We start from the raw sequence: 21,684 nt of genomic DNA, 5'->3' as shown, positions 1-21,684 counted from the left end.
CTCACTACAATCGGGCGGAGTGGCTTCCTCGACGAACAGGGGAAACGGCATGACGGCGGCAGAGAAGATTCTCATTGTCGGCGGGGTGGTGACGCTCGCGTACGGCGTGCTTCTCGGCTATCCGATGACGGCTTTGCGCATGCGATCGGGCGCTCCGCCGACGCCGCGCTATCTCACCGTCGCGCATGTCGGCGCGGTCATCCAGGGCGTCGTGCTGCTCGGCCTGGTCTGGCCCGCGCGGATGTCGACGTTGCCGGACGGATGGAACATCGCCGCGGCCTGGCTGGTGGTGGCCTCCGGGGTGTTCATCGCCGCCCTCTGAATGGGGCCCCAGAGACCAGACTGGACGGCCGCTTTTTAGCTGGTGTGCGCGTAAAATTGCTGGTGGCGGACCGTAGGGCCCGGCGTCCGGATGTGGGTTTCTCGGTAAGAAGTGTTCGATGGAAAGACCGTTGTTTGCCGCGGTCGTCGCTCAGCTCGTCCTCGGGCTGCTGTTTCCGGCTGCCGTTTCGGCGCCCCCGGTGTCGTATGTCGCGATCGGTGACTCCTATACCGCCGCGCCCGGCCTGCTCGATCCCGCTCCCGGCAGCCCGCCGCTGTGCACGCGATCGGCGCAGAACTATCCGCATCGGCTGGCCGCGGCGACCGGGTGGGAGCTCACCGATGTCAGCTGTGCCTCGGCGGCGACCGCGCACATGAGCACCGCCCAATATGTCGATCAGCCTGCGCAATTCGACGCGCTGTCGCCGCTGACGAGGGTTGTCACCTATCAGGTCGGCGGTAACGACGGCAATCTGTTCCAGACCATGGTTCTCTCGTGCATATCGCTCAATCTCGGTAATGCCGCCGGGGTCGGGGCACCGTGTCGCGACACCTGGGGATCGCGGTTCAGCGACGACATCGCCGCCTACGAGCCCGCGATAGGTGCGGCCATCGGGCGCATCGGGACGCTGGCGCCGAACGCACGCGTGTACGTCGTCGGATATCCGGCGGTGCTGCCGGAATCGGGCAGCTGTTATCCGCAGGTTCCGCTCAGCGCGGGCGATATCGCCTACGCGCGGGATGTCGAGAAGCAGCTCAATGCCGCCTTGCGGCGGCAGGCCGAAGCCAACGGGGCGAGCTATATCGACATCTATACCCCGGGTATCGGACACGACGCCTGCCGTGACCTCGCGACTCGGTGGATCGAGCCGCCGGTGCCCGGCCAGCCCAATGCCACTCCGGTGCACCCCAACGCCGCCGGGCAGCAGGCGACGGCCGACGTCATCCGCGCGGTCGTGGCGGCGTAGGGGCGTCGGGGTCAGGCGTTGCGCGGTGCGCGCAGCAGGTCGACCAGGTCGGCGACGGTCTCTTCGGTCGGGCGCGGCCGGTAGCCGAGCTCGCGTTCGGCCTTGCCGTGATCGACGACCGGCGCCGACAGAATCGCGCCGAGCGCCGCCTTGGACAGGATGTCGGAGCCCAGACGCTTGCTGATCGGCTCGACCACCGGCAGCACGGCGCCGAGCGCCTTGGCCGGGATCGCGAACCGCGGGCCCTTGGCGCCGGTGCGGGCCGCGGCCATCCGGCACAGGTCGATCAACGCGGTCATGTACCCGCCGAGCAGGTAGTTCTCGCCCGTGCGGCCCTTCTCGCCCGCCAGGATCAGCCCATGGGCGACATCGCGCACGTCGACCAGGTCGAACCCGCCGCCGATCATCACCGGCACGCGCCCGCGCATCGCGTCGGCGGCAATGCGGTTCAGCCGGGACAGCCGCTCCGGGTAGTCGACCGGGCCGTAGACGCCGGTCGGGTTCACGATCACCGCGTCGAGACCGCGCTCGATCACCGAGCGCAGCGCCTGCTCACCCGCCCACTTGGACCGGTCGTACACCGGCAGTGCGGGATCGGTGGAGCGGACGGTGGTCTCATCGATATGCCCGCCCGCGCGGTACTGGTCGAAGGCATGGATGGAACTGGTGTGCACGAACCGGCGCACGCCGACCTCGAGTGCCGCCTCCGCGGTGACCCGGACACCCTCGGTGTTGACCCGCCATGCCAGATCGTTCTTCTCGGCGAGGGTGATCAGCGCGACCAGGTGGTAGACAACCTCGGCGCCCGCCAGCGCCGTGCGCATCGACGCCGGATCGAGCACGTCACCGGAGACCCAGGTGACGGCCGGATCGGACGTGGTCGGTGCGGCACGATCGATGGCCACCACTTCGTGGCCACGCTCGACGAGCTGCGGGATCAGGTTGGTTCCGAGGTAGCCGGCTGCGCCGGTCACTGCGACCTTCATTTCGCCGAGGATATAGAACATGTTCTAGTTTTGAAAGCGAATCCCGCAGATCGGAGCCGACACAGCTCGATAGAGGTCGGGGTGTTCGGTTATATTTGGCGCACTGCGCCCTCGGGCGGCCTCGACGGGAGTTTCGCGGCCACCGATCGCGGTCTCAGGGCAGGCTTTTCACGACGAGTTGGGGGATTCGCATGACCGATCTCTCGGTGCAAACCGATGCCGTCACCGCGTTCGCGGCGACGAACGCCGCAGTGGCGGGGGACATCGCCGCGGCGGGAATCACCGACGCGGCGGGCAATGTCGCCGCGATGACCCCGGTGTTCGGGCTCATCGGCGCCGACTACCTGGCGATGTTCGCGGCCGCGCAAGCCTTGCAGGCCAAGGACATCAACGATCTGTCCGCCAAGTTCTCCAAGCTCTCCGACGCCGCGTTCAAGTCCTCGGTGACCTTCGACGCGACCGATGCCACCAACGCCGCCGACCTGGCGCGTCAGGCCGCCGGGATCGGAGGCATCGCATGAAGCCGCTGAGCGGCGATGCGGGCGTCATCACGCCCGACACCGCCCTGGCCGCCGCCGACGCCGCGACCGAGTCCGCGCTGGGCGCCGTTCCGGTCGACTACAGCGCCCAGGCCATCCTCGACGTGCCCCTGATGCAACTGCCCGAGGACATCGCGACCAGCGAGGATCCGGTCTTCACCCTCGCGCAGAAGATCACCGAAGAGACCCAGAACGGCGCGGTCTCCCCGGCCGGGCTGTCGGGTCTGTCCGGGCTCGGCACCGGCGGCACCGTCGACGCGCAGGACATCCTGTCCGGCGTCGCCACCGACGCGTCCGCGGCACTGAGCGGCGTGCAGAGCACGTTCACCCAGGTCGCCGGGCCCGCGCTGGCCACCGGGCAGACCGCGTTCGATTCGGCCAAGAGCGCGCTCACCGGCACGGCGGCCTCCGGCGCGGCGAGCACGGGCAACGGAGCGAGCTCGGCCGCCGCGACCTCGCTGACCGAGGATCCGGTTTCCGCGCTGCTCAACGGGGTGTCGATTCCTGCCCTGCCCGGCATCGACTCGCTGTTCGACCCGATCCTGCAGCTGCTGAGCAGCTTCGGCACCGGCGTCTTCGGCTCGCTCGATCCGACCACGCTGCTGAGCAATTCGTCGACCCTGATCGACTCGGCGATGAGCGTGGCCCAGGGCGGCCTCAAGACGGTCCAGCAGCTGTGGGAGGGCGAGGCCTCCGACGCCGCGAGCACGGCGAGTCAGCAGGCCCAGGTCGAAGGCCAGGACACCAGCCAGCGCGGCTTCGACATCGCCGCCCTCACCGAGCAGGCCGCCGCCGTCGTCCAGTCGGGCAACGCGCAGCTGTCGGCGATCGCGACCACCTTCGCCGCGCAGGCCACCGCGCTCGCGCCGACGATCATGCTGCCGCCCACCCAGGCCACGCTGATCGGCCTCGCGACCGAACACCTCGGCTCGGCGGTGACCGTCGTCAACTCCACCCGCGGCCAGCTGGCCGGGCACACCGCCCAGCTCGGCGGCGTGGTGCAGCAACTCGTCGGCCAGAGCGGCCTGCCCTCCCCGGAGGAAGTGCTCAGCGCCGCCTCCGAGAACATCGCCGAACCGCTGCTCACCCAGGCCGAGGACGCACTGTCCGGCACGGGCGGCGATTCCACCGCCGCCGCGAGCGCTTCGCCGACCGCGACCACCCCCACGCCCGGCGCGACCACGCCGTCGGGCCTCGGCTCCGGTGGTACGGGCGGCACCGGTGGTACCGGCGGTGCGCTCGGTGCGCTCGGCACCGCCCGCGGCGGATCGGGCGGCTCCGGTGGTGGCACCCCGAGCACGGGGACCCCGAAAGCCACGACGGCCGTGCCTGGTTCGGCACTGCCCGGCGGTCGCGTCATGACCACCGCGATGGGTGGCACCGGTCTCGGCAACACCACGACCGCGGGCACCAGCGGCTCCGGCTTCATGGGCGGTGGCGCCGGCGCGGGCGCGGGCCAGCGCAGCAACGACGAGGAACACGGCCGCACCGTGCAGCCCTACCAGAGCCGCACCGGCAACGACGATCTCACCGGCCCGCTCGGTGAATCGACGCCGGAGGTCATCGGCGCGGTCCACGAGGACGAACGCGACGCCGACGAAGACCGGTTCTGAGATCGGACGACACCGCCCCGGACACCGTGCTCGAGTGTCCGGGGCGGCGTTGTCGTCAGCTCAGCGCTTTTCCTTGAAGGCGTCGACCAGCTTCTTGCAGAGGTCGGTGAAGCGCTTGCGGGCGGCCTGCTGGTCCGGGTTCAGGCCGTCGGTGGAATCGGGGGAGTAGACGACGAGGTGGGCATCGCCGACCAGGTCCTCCGGCATCAGATCGATGATCGTGGTGCCCTTGCCCTCGCCGGACGGGATGCCGAAGTCGACCTCCTGCAGGGCGCTGATCTCGTCACGCGCGGCCGAGATCACGTCCGCGGCAACGGTTCCCGTCACCTGCTTGGCCGCGGTCTCGGGCTTGCGGTCCTTGCTCACCGCGTCCGGGGAATGCACGGCCTTGCCGTCGGCGAAGACCTGCAGCACCGGCCGCAGGTCGGTGCGCTGGGACCAGCCGTCGGGGATCGTCGTCACGCTGATCAGGGGTAGCGGCGCCGGCTCGGCGTTGGCGACGGCGCTCACGCCGGGCAGGGCGAGAGCGCAGACGAGCAATCCGGTCATGGTCAGGCGCATGGGGTCCCCTCGGTCGAAAAACGATGTGTCGGTGTCGCGTCGGGGTCAGCGTAGCCCGGGCGGGTTGTTCAGGTCACCCGCGGAATAGGTATCGCACGCCTGCACCGAACCGGTCTTGTAGCCGGTGAGGAACCACTTCTGGCGCTGCTCGGACGATCCGTGCGTCCACGATTCGGGGTTGACGCCGCGCCCGGCGGAGCGCTGGATGCGGTCGTCACCGACGGCATTGGCGGCCGAGAGCGCGTCGCGGATGTCGTTGTCCGACAGCGGCTTCAGGAACGGCTGGGTGTTGCCCGGCGCGGGCTGCTTGTCGGCGAAATGGGCCCAGATGCCCGCGTAGCAGTCGGCCTGCAGTTCGGTGCGGACCGCGCCGGACTTCGCGCCCTGCGGGTCGCGCTGGGCCCGGCCGATGTCGCCGAGCTGGTTCTGGAGGTGGTGGCCGACCTCGTGCGCCACCACGTATTCCTGGGCCAACGGGCCCGCGCTGGCGCCGAATCGGTCGGTGAGATCCTGGAAGAAGGCGGTGTCGAAGTAGGCGGTCTGGTCGGCGGGGCAGTAGAACGGGCCGACATCGCTGGTGGCATTGCCGCAGCCGGTCGACACGGCGCCGGAGAACAGCACCAGCGCGGGCTCGACATAGCGGGTGCCGGTCTGCTTGGGCAGCTCCTGCGACCACACCCCGTCCAGGCTCTGCGCCGTCGCGACCACCCGGCAGTCGACGTACTTGTTCGCGTCGGCGCCGGTCTTGCAATGGCTCGGAGTGCCCGCGGTGCCCGGCTGACTCTGCTGGGTCTCCTGCACGCCGGTGAAGTTGCCGAGCACCGAGCCGGGATCGCCGCCGAGGAGCAGCGTGATCACGAGCAGGATCAGACCACCGGCGCCGCCGCCGACGGCGAGCTTGCCGCCCATACCGGGGCCGCCGCCGGAAGAAGCCCGGCCGGGATCGATCTCCATACCTTCGTTGAAGGTCATCGCGGTACTCGCCTTCGCTCGGTTGTCCTGCAGCGCGATTCACCGCAGACGGACCCTCGCCGGCGGGCATGCGTCACAAGCTTGACACGGCGAGGTGAGATATCGGTTTTCCCTCGGGGATCGTGTCTCACTACGATGGCAGTGCACCTGGTCGTCTCGGCCGGTGCGACGAGTCGTCGAAAGGAATATCGTGCTGCGCACCCACTTGGCTGGTTCGCTGCGAAGCGAGCACGCCGGTCAGACCGTCACCCTCACCGGCTGGGTGGCCCGGCGTCGTGACCACGGTGGCGTGACCTTCATCGATCTGCGCGACGCCTCCGGTGTCGCGCAGGTGGTTTTCCGCGAGGGCGAAGCCGCCGAACAGGCCCACAAGCTCCGCGCGGAATTCTGTGTGCAGGTCACCGGTGTGGTGGAGCAGCGTCCCGACGGCAACGAGAACCCCGAGCTGCCGACCGGGCAGATCGAGGTCAACGTCACCGACCTGGTCGTGCTCAACGAGAGCGCCCCGCTGCCGTTCCAGCTCGACGAGACCCCCGGCGACGAGGTCCGCCTCAAGCACCGCTACCTCGACCTGCGCCGCGAAGGACCCGGCCACGCCATCCGGCTGCGCTCCAAGGTCAACGCCGCCGCCCGCGACGTGCTGGCCCGCCACGAGTTCATCGAGGTGGAGACCCCGACGCTGACCCGCTCGACCCCCGAGGGCGCCCGCGACTTCCTGGTTCCCGCGCGCCTGCAGCCGGGCAGCTTCTACGCCCTGCCGCAGAGCCCGCAGCTGTTCAAGCAGCTGCTGATGGTCGGCGGCATCGAGCGCTACTACCAGATCGCGCGCTGCTACCGCGACGAGGACTTCCGCGCCGACCGTCAGCCCGAGTTCACCCAGCTCGACATCGAGATGAGCTTCGTGCGCCAGGAGGACGTGATCCTGCTGGCCGAGGACATCCTGGTCGCGCTGTGGAAGCTGGTCGGCCACGACATCACCACCCCGATCCCGCACATGACCTACGCCGAGGCGATGCGCCGCTTCGGTTCGGACAAGCCCGACCTGCGCTTCGGTGTCGAGATCACCGAGCTCACCGACTACTTCGCCAACACCCCGTTCCGGGTGTTCCAGTCCGAGTACGTCGGCGCGGTCGTCATGCCGGGCGGCGCGAGCCAGCCGCGGCGTCAGCTCGACGCCTGGCAGGAATGGGCCAAGCAGCGCGGCGCCAAGGGCCTGGCCTACATCCTGATCAACGAGGACGGCACCCTGGGCGGCCCCGTCGCCAAGAACCTGTCCGACGCCGAGCGCGAGGGCCTGGCCAAGCAGGTCGGCGCCGAGCCGGGCGACTGCGTGTTCTTCGCCGCGGGCGCGACCAAGTCGAGCCGGGCCTTGCTCGGCGCCGCGCGCGGCGAGATCGCCCGCAAGTGCGAGCTCATCGACCCGAACGCCTGGGCCTTCGTCTGGATCGTCGACGCCCCGATGTTCGAGCCCACCGCCGAGGCGACCGCCAGCGGTGACGTCGCCCTGGGCTACTCGGCTTGGACCGCGGTGCACCACGCGTTCACCTCGCCCAAGCCCGAGTCGATCGACACCTTCGACACCGACCCGGGTTCGGCGCTGGCCTACGCCTACGACATCGTCTGCAACGGCAACGAGATCGGTGGCGGTTCGATCCGTATCCACCGCCGTGACGTGCAGGAACGCGTGTTCGAGGTGATGGGCATCGGCCACGACGAGGCGCAGGAGAAGTTCGGCTTCCTGCTCGACGCGTTCGCCTACGGCGCCCCGCCGCACGGCGGCATCGCCTTCGGCTGGGACCGCATCACCGCGCTGCTGGCGGGCGAGGACTCGATCCGCGAGGTGATCGCGTTCCCGAAGACCGGTGGCGGCGTCGACCCGCTCACCGACGCCCCGGCCCCGATCACCGCGCAGCAGCGCAAGGAAGCGGGCATCGACGCCAAGCCCGAGGTCAAGGGCGACGGCAAGGCCGCCGCCGACGCGCCGAAAGCCGTTGCCGCCGAGAAATAGCGGTCGCCGACCGTAGCCGGTACCTTCTGGTCAGTTCCTGTGTCGCCCCCGGCGGCACCGACCAGAAGGGCCACCGGTGCTGCATCTGCGTGTGATCAGTCCGCCCGAGCAGACCGACGCCCTCGTGCGGGCGCTCGAAGCCGACGCGGGGGTCACACATCTGACGGTCGCGCGCGGGATCGCCGTCCAGCCGTACGGCGATCTCGTGCAGGCCGACGTGGCGCGCGAGGCAGCCAACAAGGTCCTCGCCGACGTCAAGGCGCTCGGGCTCGAGCAGACCGGCGGCATCACGCTCGGTCCGGTGGACTCGGCGCTCTCCGACGCCGCCGACCGCGCGGTCAAGGCCGCACCCGGTGACCCGAGCGACGCCGTGGTGTGGGAGCAGCTGCTCGAGGAGACCCACGAGGAATCTTCGCTCAATGCCTCCTTCGTCGCGTTCCTGACCATCGCCTGCCTGCTGGCCTCGATCGGTGTGGCGACGAACTCGCCGGTCACCATCGTCGGTGCGATGGTGGTCGGTCCCGAGTTCGGTCCGCTGGCGGCGCTGTCGGTGGCGCTGGTGCGCCGCAACTGGCGGCTGGCCCGGCGCTCGGTGATCGCGCTGGCCGTGTCCTTCCCGGTGGCGATGGTCATCACGCTGGCCGCGACCCTGCTGTGGGAGCGGCTCGGCTGGATCACCACCGAAGGCGTCGTCGACGCCCACGATGTGGACTTCATCTACCAGGTCGGGCCGTTCTCACTGGTCGTGGCGATCCTGGCCGGAGCGGCCGGCATGTTGTCGCTGGTGACGGCGAAATCGGCGGCCCTGATCGGCGTGTTCATCTCCGTCACCACGGTCCCGGCCGCGGGGTACGCGGTGGTGGCGGCGACGATCGGCCAGTGGCATCGCGCGTTCGAGTCGGTGGGTCAGCTGGCGGTGAACCTGCTCGGCATCGTCGTCGCGGGCGTCCTCGTGCTCGAGCTGCGGCCGCGCGCGGGCGACGAGGCGGGTCCGGTCGGCCGGTTCAAGCGGGCCATCGGGATGCGCACCCCGCTGCAGCACTGACCCCGGGGTTCAGACCCGGGCGACCGGCCCCGCGGTGAGCATCCGGTAGGAGTACGTCACCGCGATCGCGGACACCGGACCGGCGACGAACAGTCCCAGCCCACACAGCGCCATACCGACGATGGTGACCAGCACGACCGTCAACGCGAGCAGCAGCGAGGCCCACAGATTGGCCAGCACCAGCATCGCGCTCGCCTTGATCGCCTCCAGCGGACCGTAGTCCTGATCGATGACGAAGTGCAGCGAGAACATGCACAGGAAGCCTACGACCAGGCCGGGCAGCAGGCACAGCGACGAGGCGAGCAGCGTCGCGGCGAAGGCAAGCAGCGCCGTCAGCAAGACATTGCCCGCGTTCACGAATCGGAAGAACGACCCGAAAGCCGGTGGGTAACCGTCGGTTTCGTAGAGCGCGCCGCGGATCATCACCGCCTGCAGCAGCCACAGCCCCACCGCGACCATCAGGAACAGGAACAGCACGGTGAACAGCGAGGTGGGATCGAAGATCTGGACGATCGCGAGGATGCCCAGATAGATGAGCACTCCGACCGCGGTGACGCCCAGCCACGGACCCGGATTGGTGCGGAACCGCTCCCAGCCGTAGCTCAGCGAGCGGCCGATATCGAGCGCTTGTGCTCCCGTATGGTAGTAACCCGGCGTCTGCCCGCCGCCGGTGCCCGACACGCCGGGCGCGGGGGCGGCGGCGTACCCGGCACTGTCCGGTTTCGCCTGCGGCGCGGCGTAACCGGGACCGGTGCCCGCCGGCCCGTACTGTGGTGTGCCGGTGGCCGGTCCGGCAATCGGCGGCGCGGGGTCGAGCGGCTCCTCGCCGTACTGCGCGGCGCCGGGCCCCTCGAATTGCGGATAGCCTGCGCCACCGGCCATTCCGTGCCTGCTCGGTCCGGAACCGGACGCGGGCGGCTGCCCCTGTCCCTCATGGCGGCCGGTGCCCTCGGCGAACTGTCCGCCACCGCCGGATCGCGGCGACCCACCCGGTGAATCGCTCGATGCGGCGTACGGTGTGTCGGTCACTGTGGTAGACCTTTCGACTCAACCGGTTTGCGGTGTGGCGCACAGCAGTTGACGATGAGAAAACCCGACGACAGTCGGGTGTGTCAAGCGAACAGTCACACTCGCGCAACCTCGGTGCCAACACGCCGGGCGACGCGGAAAGGTTGTGTAACCGCTCGCTAGAAGTGACCAGGTACGAGTAGCTTGAGAGGCGATGACCGCACTATTGGCCGAACGCGCCGCCGACGTCGTGTCCGCAGCACAACAGTTGCTCACAAAGCGAATGGGTGCTGCGGTGAAACTGAGTGATCCGATGGAGCTCAGTGGCAGTGGTAGGACGACAGTCCTACGCGTGCGTGTTGCGGAAAACGCTTTCTCGCTGCCGCGCACGCTGATCGTGAAGCAGGTGCGCGGTTCCGCTCAGGACCGCCGCACCGGTGGCATGGCGCCCGGAGTCACCAGCATCGACGCGGCATTCCTCCGTGAGGCGGTGTCCTACCAGTTCACCACCGCGCTGAGCCGCGAGCAGCGCCCCGGCGCCTACCTGATCGCGCACAGCGTGCCCGACCGGCTGCTGGTGCTGTCCGATCTGGGCGACAACGCGCTGCTCACCTCCGTGCTCCAGACCCGCGCCGAGCCGAACACCCGCAACGCGCTGATGGCCTTCGCGCAGGCGCTGGGCCGGATGCACGCGGCGACCGTCGGGCGGGAGCCTGACTTCGTCGCCCTGATGCGCCGCGTCGACTCGGTGCATCGCGTCGACGGGATCGCCCAGCAGGCCCAGGCCGCGATCGCCGACGTCCCCGGGCTGCTCGAGGCCGAACTCGGCATCGAGGTGCCCGGCGAGATCGCCGAGCGCATCGTGCACGGCAACCGCCTGTTCACCGGCGGCCGGTACCGCGCGTTCAGCCCGTCGGACCTGTGCCCCGACAACGTGATCATGAACGACGAGGGCGCCCGGTTCCTCGACTACGAGTGGGGCGGTTTCCGCGACGCCACCCTCGACATCGCCTACGCGCTGGTGTCGTTCCCCGGTTGCCTCTGCGATTTCGAGCTCTCGCGCAGCCGCGCCAGGGAGATGGTGGAGGCCTGGCGCTCGGTCGTGGTCGGGGTGTGGCCGTCGCTGGCCGACGACACCGTGCTGGCCGAGCGGATCCTCGAGGCGCGCCTGATCTGGGTGTGGCTGTCCACGTACTGGTTCCTGCCCGCCGATCACACCCGCATCGCCACCGCGCGCGAACACGGCCTGTCCGTGCCGCGCTCGGAGGCGCTGATCAACCGCTGGTCGGCGCTGGCCGAGGACGCGCGCGTCACCGGGGACGACGCGGTCGGTGACTTCGCCGAGCAGGTGTCGGCGATGCTGGAAGAGCGCTGGGCGGAGTAACGGGCCACGCCATACGAACGCAGGGGGGATGCGTGTATTCAAGCTACGGCGCAATGCCTGAACCGATCGACGTAGCTGCGCAAGGATTTCCATGGACGACCGATCTGTTGCCGCACCTTCGCCTGAATCGCGCCGGGATTCGGCAGCTGATCCCTCGCCGGAATTGGATCGGTGTGTCGATTTCCTGCGTGCGGTGTCGATACTTGTTGTCTGCGTAGGCCACTGGCTCGTCATCGCACCGGAGTACACGGACGGCGAGCTCGTCGTGCCGGAGATTCTCTTACTGATTCCCTGGACGCAGTGGCTGACACTCGGGATGCAGGTGATGCCGCTGTTCTTTCTCGCCGGCGGATTCACTGCAGCCCATTCGTGGACCAGGAGGAAACGCGAATCCGCGGAGTGGGCGCACAGCCGGGCGCTTCGCCTGCTCCTGCCCACCGCCGTGTACGTCGGGATCGCGGTCCCGATTCTTGCTCTCGCCGGTGCGCTCGGGCTGAATGCCGACATTCGCGGCGATGTCGGCTGGTTGCTGGCGTCGCATTTCTGGTTCCTGCCGGTCTATCTGGTCGTCTCGACCTTGACGCCTTGGCTGTTCGTCGCACACACGCGATGGGGGTTGTGGCTGCCGATCGCGCTCGGTGGTGCCGGGGCCGCGATCGACTATGCCGCCGTTCGCCTGGATGTGTATGCGCTGGGGCTGATCGGCGGCCTGATGGTCTGGGGGGCGATCTTTGCCCTCGGCTTCTCGTGGTACCAGCGGCGGCTGAGCGTTGCCCACCTGGCCGGGATGGCGATTCTCGGCGCGACCGCCTACACCGCGCTCGTCTGGTTCGACGTGTTTCCGTTGTGCATGCTCATGGTTTCCACCCAGGAAGTCAGCAACACCAACCCGCCGTCGGCGGCGTTTCTCTTCTTCGCCGTCGCTCAGATCGGGGTGGTTCTGCTGATCGCGCCTGCGCTGCGCGGGCTGCTGGCTCGTCCGGCGGTGTGGGCGAGAGTTCGCGCGGTCTCGGCCTCGAGTATGACCGTGTACCTGTGGAACTTCGTCCCGGTCGTCGCGGTGGGAACGCTGCTGTTCTCGACCGGAATCGCGCCTGATTTCACCGTCGGTTCGGGTAGCTGGTGGTGGCAGCGGTTCGTGTGGCTCGCTGTGCTGGCCGTCGTGATGATGGTTGTGCTGGCAGCTGTTCGGCCCGTGCAGAATCGATTCGTGGGTGCTGTCTACCGGGGCGATGGCAGTGATACCCGCGTGCGTCCAGGCCTGGTATTGCTGGGCTGGATGACAGCCTTCTTTCCGCTGTGTTTCTGGACGTTTTCCGGGCTCGGATATTCCGGTGTGCTGACTGTGCCGGCGTTGCTCATGTTCGCGTCGGGAATGGTGATCCTGGGCCGGCTGTCGATCCAGCGAGACGCCGCCGGGTAGACCTGCTCAGTGCAGCGGAGTCGGTCTCGGTTCGATGCGCCCACCCGCCGGGACGGCGAACGATACGCCGTGCCGCACGCCGGTCGCCGGGTCGGTGACGTCGGCGACGTAGAACCAGTCCATCTGCGCCTGCGCCGGGGTCACCTCGAGCACGCCGAAACCGTGCGAGTCGAGCTCGGTGTAGCGCAGGTGGTGATTGGCCGCCTTGATGGCCTCTTCGGCCGGGACCGACGTGGTGCGCGGCGGCATCTTCAGCAGGTCGCCGACACTGGAGGAGCTCACCGACGGGATGACGAACTCCGCGCCGACCGTCGGACCACCGGGATAGTCGGCCGCGTTGAGCGGCAGATCGGCCGCCCAGGAGGTGTGGATGTCGCCGGTGAGGAACACGACATCGCCCACCTCGTTGTCGGCGATCGTCCGGAACAGGGTGCGCCGGTCGGCGGTGTAGCCGTCCCACTGGTCGCCGTTGACGGTCAGGCCGCCCTGCGGGATGCCGAGCGCCTCGGTGATCGCCTGGGTGGTCGCCGGTTCCAGCGGCGGGAACACCAGCGGCGCGACCATCACCGAGTTGCCGATCAGCTTCCACTGCGCGGGGGAGGAGGTCAGGCCCGCGGTCAGCCAGTCCATCTGGGCACGGCCGGTGATGGTGCGGGCCGGGTCGTCGGCGTTGCGCCAGCCGGCGCCGGGGCCGGCCTCGTGGTCGCGGTAGCTGCGCAGGTCCAGCATCGACAGCTCGGCCAGGGTGCCGAACCGCAGCCTGCGGTAGATCTGCACCTCGGTGCCGGTGCGGGTGGCGCGCACCGGCATCCACTCCAGGTAGGCCTGCGCGGAAGCGGCGCGGCGGGCGCTCCACGGACCGTGCACGGCGGGATCGTGGTTCTCCGAGCCCTCACGCCAGGAGTTGTCGGCCGACTCGTGGTCGTCCCAGGTGCAGATGAACGGCACCGACGCGTGCAGCGCCATCAGGTCAGGGTCGGTCTTGTACTGGCCGTGCCGGGTGCGGTAGTCGGCGAGGGTGACGATCTCGTTGGCCGGCTCGTGCGCGCGCACCGCGCCGCTGCGTCCGGTGTACTTGCCGCGGCCGTACTCGTAGAGGTAGTCGCCCAGGTGCACGACCGCGTCCAGGTCGGTGCGGGCGGCCAGATGCCGGTAGGAGCCGAACCAGCCCGCTTCCCAGTTGGAGCAGGAGACCAGGCCCAGACGCAGGCGCTCGACGTCGCTGTCGTTCGCGGGCGCGGTCCGGGTGCGGCCGACCGGGGACGTCTCGCCGAGGGCGGTGAAGCGGTAGAAGTAGTCGGTGGCGGGCGCCAGGCCGGTCGCGTCGACCTTCACGGTGTGATCGGTGTCGGCGGTGGTGGTCACCGTGCCCGAGGCGGAGATACCGGCGAAGGACTCGTTGGCGGAGATCTCCCAGTGGACCGTCGCGGGTGCGCCGAGGCCGGAGCCGGGGGTCGCGTCGTCGGCGACGCTGACCCGGGTCCACAGGATCACCGCGCCGGGGAGTGGGTCACCGGAGGCGACACCGTGGCGGAACACCGCGCTCGCCGCGTGCGCCGTCCCGGGACTCAGCACCACCACCGCGGCCGCCGCCGTCCCGCCTTTGAACAGGGTGCGCCGGGCGAACTGCCCTGTCGCGGAGGCGATGACGCCGTTGTTTTCGACCACGAGGAGCAATCTCATCTCACGGACCGGTTTACGCGCAAGTCTTGTTCGTAATGTTGGTCAATCGTTCAATTTTGCGTCGGGCTGTCTCCGCAGGCGTGGACTTGTCCGACCGCGCCGGTACCCTGCTCGACGTGAGCGAGAGCCTGTTCGACGTGCCCGGAGAACGCGCCGCGCCCGAGCACGGACTCGACGCGGTGGTCCGGCGTGACCCCGGCGCCCCGCTGGCGGTCCGGATGCGGCCGCAGTCGCTCGACGAGGTGATCGGCCAGCAGCATCTGCTCGGCCCCGGCTCGCCGCTGCGCCGCCTGGTCGAGGGCTCGGGTGCGGCCTCGGTGCTGCTCTACGGCCCGCCGGGCACCGGCAAGACCACGCTGGCCTCGCTGCTGTCGCAGGCCACCGGTCGCCGGTTCGAGGCGCTGTCGGCCCTGTCGGCGGGGGTCAAGGAAGTCCGCGCCGTCATCGACGTGGCGCGTCGCAGGCTGTCGGTGGGGGAGCAGACCGTCCTGTTCATCGACGAGGTGCACCGGTTCTCCAAGACCCAGCAGGACGCGCTGCTGGCCGCGGTGGAGAACCGGATCGTGCTGCTCGTCGGCGCGACCACGGAGAACCCGTCGTTCTCGGTGGTGTCGCCGCTGCTGTCGCGCTCGTTGGTGCTGCAACTGCAGTCGCTCACGCCCGAGGACATCCGGCAGGTTCTCGATCGCGCGATCGCCGACCCACGCGGGCTGGCGGGTGAGTACGCGGTCACCGACGACGCGCTCGACCACATCGTGCGCATCGCGGGCGGTGACGCGCGGCGCGCATTGACCGCGCTGGAAGCCTCGGCCGAGTCCTCGCTCGACGGCACGGTCGACGTCGAACTGGTCGAGGCCAGTGTCGACAAGGCGGCCGTGCGCTACGACCGCGCCGGCGATCAGCACTACGACGTGATCAGCGCCTTCATCAAGTCCATCCGCGGCTCCGACGTCGACGCCGCCCTGCACTACCTGGCGCGGATGCTCACCGCGGGCGAGGACCCCCGCTTCATCGCCCGCCGCCTGATGATCCACGCCAGCGAGGACATCGGCATGGCCGACCCGATGGCGCTGCAGACCGCCACCGCCGCCGCCCAGGTGGTGCAGCTGGTCGGCCTGCCCGAGGCCAAGCTGGCCCTGGCCCAAGCCACCATCCACCTCGCCACCGCGCCCAAGTCCGGCGCGGTGACCTCGGCGCTGGGCGCCGCGATGGCCGACATCGCCGCGGGCAAGGCGGGCGCGGTGCCACCGCATCTGCGCGACGGCCACTACGCCGGTGCGGCCGCTCTCGGCAACGCGCAGGGCTACAAATTCCCGCACAACGCCCGCGAGGGCGTCCTCGCCCAGCAGTACCCGCCCGACGACCTGGTCGGCACCGACTACTACCAGCCGACCGACCACGGCTTCGAGCGCGAGGTCGGCGGCAGGCTCGGCAAACTGCGCCGCATCATCCGCGGGAAGTAGCCCCGCGCGCGGTGTCGCCGAGACCACGGACTCCGGCGGAAAACAGGTGGAATGCAGGCGGTAAGCTGGACTGCTGTGCAGACCCACGAGATTAGACGGCGTTTCCTGGACCATTTCGTCCGTGCCGGACACACCGAGGTGCCCAGTGCCTCGCTGATCCTGGCCGACCCCAACCTGCTGTTCGTCAACGCGGGCATGGTCCAGTTCAAGCCGTATTTCCTGGGGCAGGAGGCGCCGCCGTACTCGCGCGCGACGAGCGTGCAGAAGTGCGTGCGCACCGGTGACATCGACGAGGTCGGCGTCACCACCCGGCACAACACGTTCTTCCAGATGGCGGGCAACTTCTCCTTCGGCGACTACTTCAAGGAGGGTGCTATCACCCTCGCCTGGGAGCTGATCTCCAAGTCCCAGGAGGAGGGCGGCTTCGGTTTCGATCCCGAACGCATCTGGGTGACCGCCTACGAGTCGGACCCGGAGGCCGCCGAGATCTGGCACCGCGTCGCCGGAATCCCGAAGGAGCGAATCCAGTTCCGCGACGGCAAGGACAACTACTGGGACATGGGCGTGCCCGGTCCCGGTGGCCCCTGCTCCGAGATCTACTACGACCGCGGCCCCGCCTACGGCAAGGAAGGCGGCCCGGTCGCCGACGAGGATCGCTACCTCGAGATCTGGAACCTGGTCTTCATGCAGGACATCCGCGGTGAGCTGAGCCCCAAGCTGGGTCACCCGCCGGTCGGTTCGCTGCCGAGGAAGAACATCGACACCGGTATGGGCGTCGAGCGCGTCGCCATGCTCCTGCAGGGTGTGGAGAACGTCTACGAGACCGATCTGCTGCGCCCGATCATCGACAAGGCCGAGGAGCTGACCGGCCGTTCCTACGGCGTCGAGCACGCCGACGACGTCCGGTTCCGCGTCATCGCCGACCATGTCCGCAGCTCGGCGATGCTGATCGCCGACGGCGTGAACCCCGGCAACGACGGCCGCGGCTACGTGCTGCGCCGCCTGCTGCGCCGCATCGTGCGCTCGGCCCGCCTGCTCGGCGCCGAGAAGCCGGTGATGGCCGAGCTGATGAAGGTCGTCTCCGAGCTGATGTCGCCGTCCTACCCGGAGCTGGCCACCGATTTCTCCCGCATCGAGACCGTCGCGGTGGGCGAGGAGACAGCCTTCCTGAAGACCCTGAACACCGGTGAGACCCTCTTCGACAACGCCGCCACCGCGGTGAAGTCCAAGGGCGGCAAGCAGATCGCCGGTTCGGACGCCTTCGCGCTGCACGACACCTACGGCTTCCCGATCGACCTCACCCTCGAAATGGCCGCCGAGGCGGGCCTATCGGTGGACGAGGAGGGCTTCCGCTCGCTCATGGCCGAGCAGCGCAAGCGCGCCAAGGACGATGCTCAGGCCCGCAAGCACGCGCACGCCGACTTGACCGTCTACAAGGAACTGGTCGACCGCGGCGCCACCGAGTTCACCGGTTTCGACGAGCTCACCTCCGAGGCGACCGTGCTCGCCCTGATCGCCGACGGCGTGCGGGTGCCCGCCGCACAGGCCGGTGAGAACGTCGAGGTCATCCTCGATCGCAGCCCGCTCTACGCCGAGGCCGGTGGCCAGATCGCCGACCGCGGCACCATCACCGCCTCGGGCCTGAAGCTGCGCGTCAACGATGTGCAGAAGATCGCCAAGAAGCTGTGGGTGCACAAGGCCACCGTCGAGCAGGGCCAGATCACCGAGGGTGATGTCGTGCTCGCGCAGGCCGACCCGGCCTGGCGGCGTGGCGCCACCCAGGGCCACTCCGGAACGCACATGGTGCACGCCGCGCTGCGGCAGGTCCTCGGCCCCAACGCCGTGCAGGCCGGTTCGCTGAACAAGCCCGGTTACCTGCGATTCGACTTCAACTGGCAGGGCGCGCTCAGCGAGCAGCAGAAGGCCGATATCGAGGCCGTCTCCAACGACGCCGTCGGTGCCGACTTCCAGGTCAACACCTTCGTCACCGACCTGCCCAAGGCCAAGGAGATGGGCGCGATGGCCCTCTTCGGCGAGAACTACGGCGACGAGGTGCGCGTCGTGGAGATCGGCGGCCCGTTCTCGATGGAACTGTGCGGCGGCACGCACGTCGAGCACTCCTCGCAGATCGGCCCGATCACCGTGCTCGGTGAGTCCTCGGTCGGTTCGGGTGTGCGTCGCGTCGAGGCCTTCGTCGGTCTGGACTCCTACAAGTACCTCGCCAAGGAGCGCGCGCTGCTGGCCGGTGTCGCGTCCTCGCTGAAGGTGCCCTCGGAGGAGGTGCCCGGGCGCGTGGAGCAGCTCGTGGAGCGGCTCAAGGTGGCCGAGAAGGAACTCGAGCGCACCAAGATCGCCGCGGTGCTGTCCTCGGCGGGCACGTTCGTCGAGCAGGCCGAGCGGATCGGCTCGCTGCTGCTGGTCGCCGCCGCGGCGCCCGAAGGCGTCGCCGCGGGCGACCTGCGCACCCTGGCCACCGACATCCGTGGCCGGTTCGGCAGCGACCCCGCGGTGGTCGTGCTGCTCGGCAACACCGACGGCAAGGCGCCGTTCGTGGTGTCGGTCAACAAGGCGGCCCAGGATCTCGGCATCAAGGCCGGCGATCTGGTCGGCAGCTTCGGCCCGAGCATCGCCGGTCGCGGCGGTGGCAAGCCGGAGATGGCGCAGGGCTCGGGTTCGGATCCGTCGGGTATCCCGGCCGGTCTGGCCGCGGTCCGCGCCCGGGTGGCCGAACTCGCCGGCTGATGCCCGCCACTGCTGGTCCAGCCGAACAGGACCCGGCCGACCGCCCGGACGCGGCGACCGACCCCGGCCGGGGCCGTCGCATCGCCGTCGATGTCGGCAGCGTGCGGATCGGGGTCGCCTCGAGCGACCCCGACGGTATCCTCGCGACTCCGGTGGAGACCGTGCCGCGCGCCAAACCGGCGAAATCCGGTGGGCGCGCGGCCGGTCCACCCGCCGACATCAAAAGAATTGCCGACATCGTGCAGGAGTACGAAGCCGTCGAGGTGATCATCGGGCTCCCGCGCACGTTGCGCGGCGAAAACGGGACAGCGGCCACCATCGCGCGTAAGTTTGCCCGTGAGTTGCGCCGGGTGATCGACCCGATTCCGATACGCCTTTCCGACGAACGTTTGACTACGGTGTCTGCTGCACGTGCGCTGCGCGACAGCGGAGTTCGCGCACGTGGCCAGCGGCAGGTGATCGACCAGGCGGCAGCCGTGTCGATTCTGCAAGGATGGTTGGACGAGCGGAGTTCGGTGTTGAAGGACGCAGCAGACACGGCAAGCGTGGTCGGAGATGATGCATGACCGACCGATGGGCCAGGGCCGAGGAACGCTACCGGGCAAGGGAAGCTGATCGGCGCTACCCCCGGCGTGACGACTGGGGCCTGGATCCCCGCACGGCGCGCGACGAGCCCCCCGCGGCCGAGCCTCCCGGCTGGGACGACGATGACGACACCAATGTCATCCCGCGCTACGAGGACGAGGTCTACGACGACGAGCCCGAGCCGGAACCCGAACCGGCCGCTGTCGCGCCCCGCCGCGTCGGCCAGCGTCCGCCCGCGGGCCGGGCAGGCGCCGACGGACGTGCCAAGCCCGAGCGTGGGCGTGGCAAGGAGGCCGCGGGCCGGGGCAAGGAGGCCGCGGGCCGCGGCAAGGCGCCGTCGGGCCGGGGCAAGCGATCCCGGATCGCCTCGCGCAAAGCGGCCGAGCGGCAACGCCGCCGCCGCAACCTCTGGGTCGTCGGCGCGGTCCTGGTCGTGCTGTTCGTCTCCGCCGCCGGTTTCGCCGGCTACAAGCTGATGAGCAGCTTCGCCCCGCCCGCGGATTTCGCGGGCCCGCCCGGAGCGCTCGTCGTCGTCCAGGTGCATTCCGGTGACACCGCGACGCAGATCGCCGGTGCCATGCACGATCGGGGCGTCGTCGCCAGCCGCGAAGCCTTCTACGAAGCGGCCGTGCGGAACGCGGGAATGAACAGCGTGCAGCCCGGGTACTACGCGGTCGGCGTGAACAGCCCGGCCGCCGACGCCGTCGCCACGCTGGTCGGCGGGAAGTCGCGAGTCGGCAACGTGACCGTCTCCGAAGGCCGGTTGCTGCACGACAAGCACGACGCGAGCACCGGTGGGCGCTACGACGGCATCTACCGCAAGGTCGCCCAGGCAAGCTGCTACGGCGCCGACAAGAAGTGCGTGACGTACGAACAGCTCGACGCCGCGGGCGCGAGCATGGACCTGGCCGGACTAGGCGTGCCCGAATGGGCGATGAAGGGCGTGCGGGAATCCCCGGACCGGTCCCGGCAGCTCGAAGGTCTGATCGCGGCGGGCAACTGGGACTTCGACCCGAGCGGCACACCGCAGCAGATCCTGCGGCAGTTGGTGACCTCGAGTGTGCAGCGCTACGAGTCGACCGGACTGCTCCAGTCGGGTGCCACCACGAGCCTGACGCCGTACCAGACCCTGATCGCCGCCTCCCTGGTGGAGCGTGAGGCGAAGCCGCAGGACATGGGCAAAGTGGCCAGGGTGATCGTGAACCGGCTCGAGGTCGACCAGATGCTGCAGTTCGACTCGACGGTGAACTACACCCTCGACACCACCGAGGTGGCGACCACCAACGCCGACCGCGCCACGGAAACCGCGTGGAACACCTACGCGATGCAGGGCCTGCCCGTGACTCCGATCGCGGCACCGTCGCTGGAGGCGTTGCGGGCCATGGAGAATCCGGAGCCGGGGGCGTGGCTGTACTTCGTCACCGTCGACAAGGAGGGCACCACCCTGTTCACCGACAGCTATCAGGAACACCTGCGACTGGTCACCCAGGCGCAGCGCAGCGGCATCCTCGACAGCTCCCGGCCCTACGGTGGCTGAGGTTCGCAAGGCGGCGGTGCTCGGCAAGCCGATCGCGCACTCGCGTTCGCCCCAGCTGCATCTGGCCGCCTACCGCGCGCTCGGCCTCGACTGGTCCTACGAGCGCATCGAATGCGATGCCGCGCAGCTGCCCGGCCTCGTCGGCGGCCTCGGCCCGGAATGGGTCGGGCTGTCGGTGACCATGCCGGGGAAGGAAGCGGCGCTGGCCTTCGCCGCCGAGCGCACCGAGCGGGCCGTGCTGGTCGGCTCGGCCAACACCCTGGTCCGCACCGAGTCCGGGTGGCGGGCGGACTGCACCGACGTCGACGGCGTGCTCGGCGCGCTGCGCGGCGGCGGTGTCGAGGCGATCGACGAGGCGGTGGTGCTCGGTGCCGGCGGTACGGCACGGCCCGCGCTGCTCGCGCTGTCGGAACTGGGCGCCAAGACGGTCACCGTGGTCGCGCGCGATGCCGGCCGGGCCCGCAGTGCGGTGGCGCTGGCCGAACAGCTCGGCATGCGGCCGTCGGTCGTGCCGCTCGACGCGGAGCGGGTGCGCGCGGTGTGCGCGTCGGCGGGGGCCGTGGTGAGCACCGTGCCCGCCGAGGCCGCTGCCGTGATCGCCGAGGCCGTCGCGGTCGCGCCGGTCGTCCTGGACGCGATCTACAACCCGTGGCCGACCCCGCTGGCCGTCGCGGTCGAGGCGGCCGGGCACACGGTCGTCAGTGGCCTGCAGATGCTGCTGAACCAGGCCTACGGTCAGGTCGAGCAGTTCACCGGCCTGCCTGCGCCGCGCGCGGAGATGGCCGCGGCACTCGCGAACGCCTGATCCGCAGAATTGATACCTGTTCTAGTTTTTACCGGTTAAGG

The 21,684-nt window shown here is 69.5% G+C and carries 18 protein-coding genes; 13 read left to right on the top strand and 5 right to left on the bottom strand.

Annotated features, from left to right (window positions below; all coding sequences use genetic code 11):
* Window positions 1-19: 19 nt before the first annotated feature.
* On the top strand, window positions 20-322 hold the full coding sequence (locus IEY60_RS03605) for a hypothetical protein (RefSeq protein WP_189023710.1): 303 nt from the start codon (window positions 20-22) through the stop codon (window positions 320-322).
* Window positions 323-440: 118 nt separating this feature from the next.
* Window positions 441-1,289 (top strand): SGNH/GDSL hydrolase family protein, encoded by an 849-nt coding sequence (locus IEY60_RS03600; RefSeq protein WP_189023708.1) that lies wholly within the window; start codon window positions 441-443, stop codon window positions 1,287-1,289.
* 11 nt (window positions 1,290-1,300) lie between these two features.
* On the opposite strand, the gene IEY60_RS03595 is transcribed toward IEY60_RS03600, so the two are convergent.
* Entirely contained in the window at window positions 1,301-2,275 is a 975-nt protein-coding gene (locus IEY60_RS03595; protein WP_189023706.1) for an NAD-dependent epimerase/dehydratase family protein, read from the bottom strand.
* A 191-nt stretch (window positions 2,276-2,466) separates the two neighbouring features.
* Here IEY60_RS03595 and IEY60_RS03590 point away from each other — a divergent pair, with 191 nt between their 5' ends.
* Window positions 2,467-2,796 (top strand): type VII secretion target, encoded by a 330-nt coding sequence (locus tag IEY60_RS03590; protein WP_189023704.1) that lies wholly within the window; start codon window positions 2,467-2,469, stop codon window positions 2,794-2,796.
* Window positions 2,793-4,427, top strand: coding sequence for a hypothetical protein (locus tag IEY60_RS03585; RefSeq protein ID WP_189023702.1), 1,635 nt, complete (start codon window positions 2,793-2,795; stop codon window positions 4,425-4,427). Before IEY60_RS03590 ends, IEY60_RS03585 begins: the two co-directional genes overlap by 4 nt.
* A gap of 60 nt (window positions 4,428-4,487) precedes the next feature.
* Here the strand turns inward: IEY60_RS03585 and IEY60_RS03580 are convergent, their stop codons facing one another.
* Entirely contained in the window at window positions 4,488-4,988 is a 501-nt protein-coding gene (locus IEY60_RS03580; protein WP_189023700.1) for a hypothetical protein, read from the bottom strand.
* Window positions 4,989-5,033: 45 nt separating this feature from the next.
* Window positions 5,034-5,960 carry a KPN_02809 family neutral zinc metallopeptidase gene (gene ypfJ, locus IEY60_RS03575; protein WP_189023698.1) on the bottom strand — a complete coding sequence of 309 codons (927 nt, stop codon included), beginning with the start codon at window positions 5,958-5,960 and terminating at the stop codon, window positions 5,034-5,036.
* A gap of 190 nt (window positions 5,961-6,150) precedes the next feature.
* On the opposite strand from ypfJ, the gene aspS reads away from it, so the two are divergent.
* Window positions 6,151-7,968, top strand: coding sequence for an aspartate--tRNA ligase (gene aspS / locus IEY60_RS03570; RefSeq protein WP_189023696.1), 1,818 nt, complete (start codon window positions 6,151-6,153; stop codon window positions 7,966-7,968).
* A 76-nt stretch (window positions 7,969-8,044) separates the two neighbouring features.
* Complete coding sequence (locus IEY60_RS03565) at window positions 8,045-9,013, top strand: DUF389 domain-containing protein (RefSeq protein WP_189023694.1); 969 nt, start codon at window positions 8,045-8,047, stop codon at window positions 9,011-9,013.
* Between the two features lie 9 nt (window positions 9,014-9,022).
* Here IEY60_RS03565 and IEY60_RS03560 read toward each other — a convergent pair whose 3' ends face one another.
* On the bottom strand, window positions 9,023-10,042 hold the full coding sequence (locus IEY60_RS03560; RefSeq protein WP_189023692.1) for a DUF2189 domain-containing protein: 1,020 nt from the start codon (window positions 10,040-10,042) through the stop codon (window positions 9,023-9,025).
* A gap of 193 nt (window positions 10,043-10,235) precedes the next feature.
* On the opposite strand from IEY60_RS03560, the gene IEY60_RS03555 reads away from it, so the two are divergent.
* Window positions 10,236-11,405 carry a phosphotransferase family protein gene (locus IEY60_RS03555; protein WP_189023690.1) on the top strand — a complete coding sequence of 390 codons (1,170 nt, stop codon included), beginning with the start codon at window positions 10,236-10,238 and terminating at the stop codon, window positions 11,403-11,405.
* A 91-nt stretch (window positions 11,406-11,496) separates the two neighbouring features.
* On the top strand, window positions 11,497-12,828 hold the full coding sequence (locus tag IEY60_RS03550) for an acyltransferase family protein (protein WP_268241450.1): 1,332 nt from the start codon (window positions 11,497-11,499) through the stop codon (window positions 12,826-12,828).
* Between the two features lie 6 nt (window positions 12,829-12,834).
* Here the strand turns inward: IEY60_RS03550 and IEY60_RS03545 are convergent, their stop codons facing one another.
* A complete protein-coding gene (locus tag IEY60_RS03545) occupies window positions 12,835-14,511 on the bottom strand; it encodes an alkaline phosphatase D family protein (RefSeq protein ID WP_189023686.1) in 1,677 nt (558 codons plus the stop codon).
* A gap of 86 nt (window positions 14,512-14,597) precedes the next feature.
* Between IEY60_RS03545 and IEY60_RS03540 the strand changes: the two genes are divergently transcribed.
* The 5 genes from IEY60_RS03540 to IEY60_RS03520 all read left to right on the top strand — a co-directional run bounded on the left by IEY60_RS03540 (window position 14,598) and on the right by IEY60_RS03520 (window position 21,643).
* Window positions 14,598-15,974 carry a replication-associated recombination protein A gene (locus IEY60_RS03540; RefSeq protein WP_189023684.1) on the top strand — a complete coding sequence of 459 codons (1,377 nt, stop codon included), beginning with the start codon at window positions 14,598-14,600 and terminating at the stop codon, window positions 15,972-15,974.
* Between the two features lie 75 nt (window positions 15,975-16,049).
* Window positions 16,050-18,716 carry an alanine--tRNA ligase gene (gene alaS / locus IEY60_RS03535; protein ID WP_189023682.1) on the top strand — a complete coding sequence of 889 codons (2,667 nt, stop codon included), beginning with the start codon at window positions 16,050-16,052 and terminating at the stop codon, window positions 18,714-18,716.
* The gene (gene ruvX / locus IEY60_RS03530; protein ID WP_189023680.1) at window positions 18,716-19,282 is read left to right on the top strand and encodes a Holliday junction resolvase RuvX; all 567 of its coding nucleotides are present in this window, start codon (window positions 18,716-18,718) and stop codon (window positions 19,280-19,282) included. Before alaS ends, ruvX begins: the two co-directional genes overlap by 1 nt.
* The gene (locus IEY60_RS03525) at window positions 19,279-20,838 is read left to right on the top strand and encodes an endolytic transglycosylase MltG (protein WP_189023678.1); all 1,560 of its coding nucleotides are present in this window, start codon (window positions 19,279-19,281) and stop codon (window positions 20,836-20,838) included. Before ruvX ends, IEY60_RS03525 begins: the two co-directional genes overlap by 4 nt.
* Entirely contained in the window at window positions 20,831-21,643 is an 813-nt protein-coding gene (locus IEY60_RS03520; RefSeq protein WP_189023676.1) for a shikimate dehydrogenase, read from the top strand. Before IEY60_RS03525 ends, IEY60_RS03520 begins: the two co-directional genes overlap by 8 nt.
* Window positions 21,644-21,684 lie beyond the last annotated feature (41 nt).

This window comes from Nocardia rhizosphaerihabitans, from assembly GCF_014646295.1.
Classification (GTDB): domain Bacteria; phylum Actinomycetota; class Actinomycetes; order Mycobacteriales; family Mycobacteriaceae; genus Nocardia; species Nocardia rhizosphaerihabitans.
Note: the sequence above shows the minus strand (reverse complement) of the source record. Positions and strands in the feature narration are given on the sequence as shown.

Coding starts and splice junctions, on each gene's coding strand:
- IEY60_RS03600 (WP_189023708.1), top strand. CDS start 441: ATGGAAAGACCGTTGTTTGCCGCGGTCGTCGCTCAGCTCGTCCTCGGG.
- IEY60_RS03595 (WP_189023706.1), bottom strand. CDS start 2,275: ATGAAGGTCGCAGTGACCGGCGCAGCCGGCTACCTCGGAACCAACCTG.
- IEY60_RS03590 (WP_189023704.1), top strand. CDS start 2,467: ATGACCGATCTCTCGGTGCAAACCGATGCCGTCACCGCGTTCGCGGCG.
- IEY60_RS03585 (WP_189023702.1), top strand. CDS start 2,793: ATGAAGCCGCTGAGCGGCGATGCGGGCGTCATCACGCCCGACACCGCC.
- IEY60_RS03580 (WP_189023700.1), bottom strand. CDS start 4,988: ATGCGCCTGACCATGACCGGATTGCTCGTCTGCGCTCTCGCCCTGCCC.
- ypfJ (WP_189023698.1), bottom strand. CDS start 5,960: ATGACCTTCAACGAAGGTATGGAGATCGATCCCGGCCGGGCTTCTTCC.
- IEY60_RS03555 (WP_189023690.1), top strand. CDS start 10,236: ATGACCGCACTATTGGCCGAACGCGCCGCCGACGTCGTGTCCGCAGCA.
- IEY60_RS03550 (WP_268241450.1), top strand. CDS start 11,497: ATGGACGACCGATCTGTTGCCGCACCTTCGCCTGAATCGCGCCGGGAT.
- IEY60_RS03545 (WP_189023686.1), bottom strand. CDS start 14,511: ATGAGATTGCTCCTCGTGGTCGAAAACAACGGCGTCATCGCCTCCGCG.
- ruvX (WP_189023680.1), top strand. CDS start 18,716: ATGCCCGCCACTGCTGGTCCAGCCGAACAGGACCCGGCCGACCGCCCG.
- IEY60_RS03525 (WP_189023678.1), top strand. CDS start 19,279: ATGACCGACCGATGGGCCAGGGCCGAGGAACGCTACCGGGCAAGGGAA.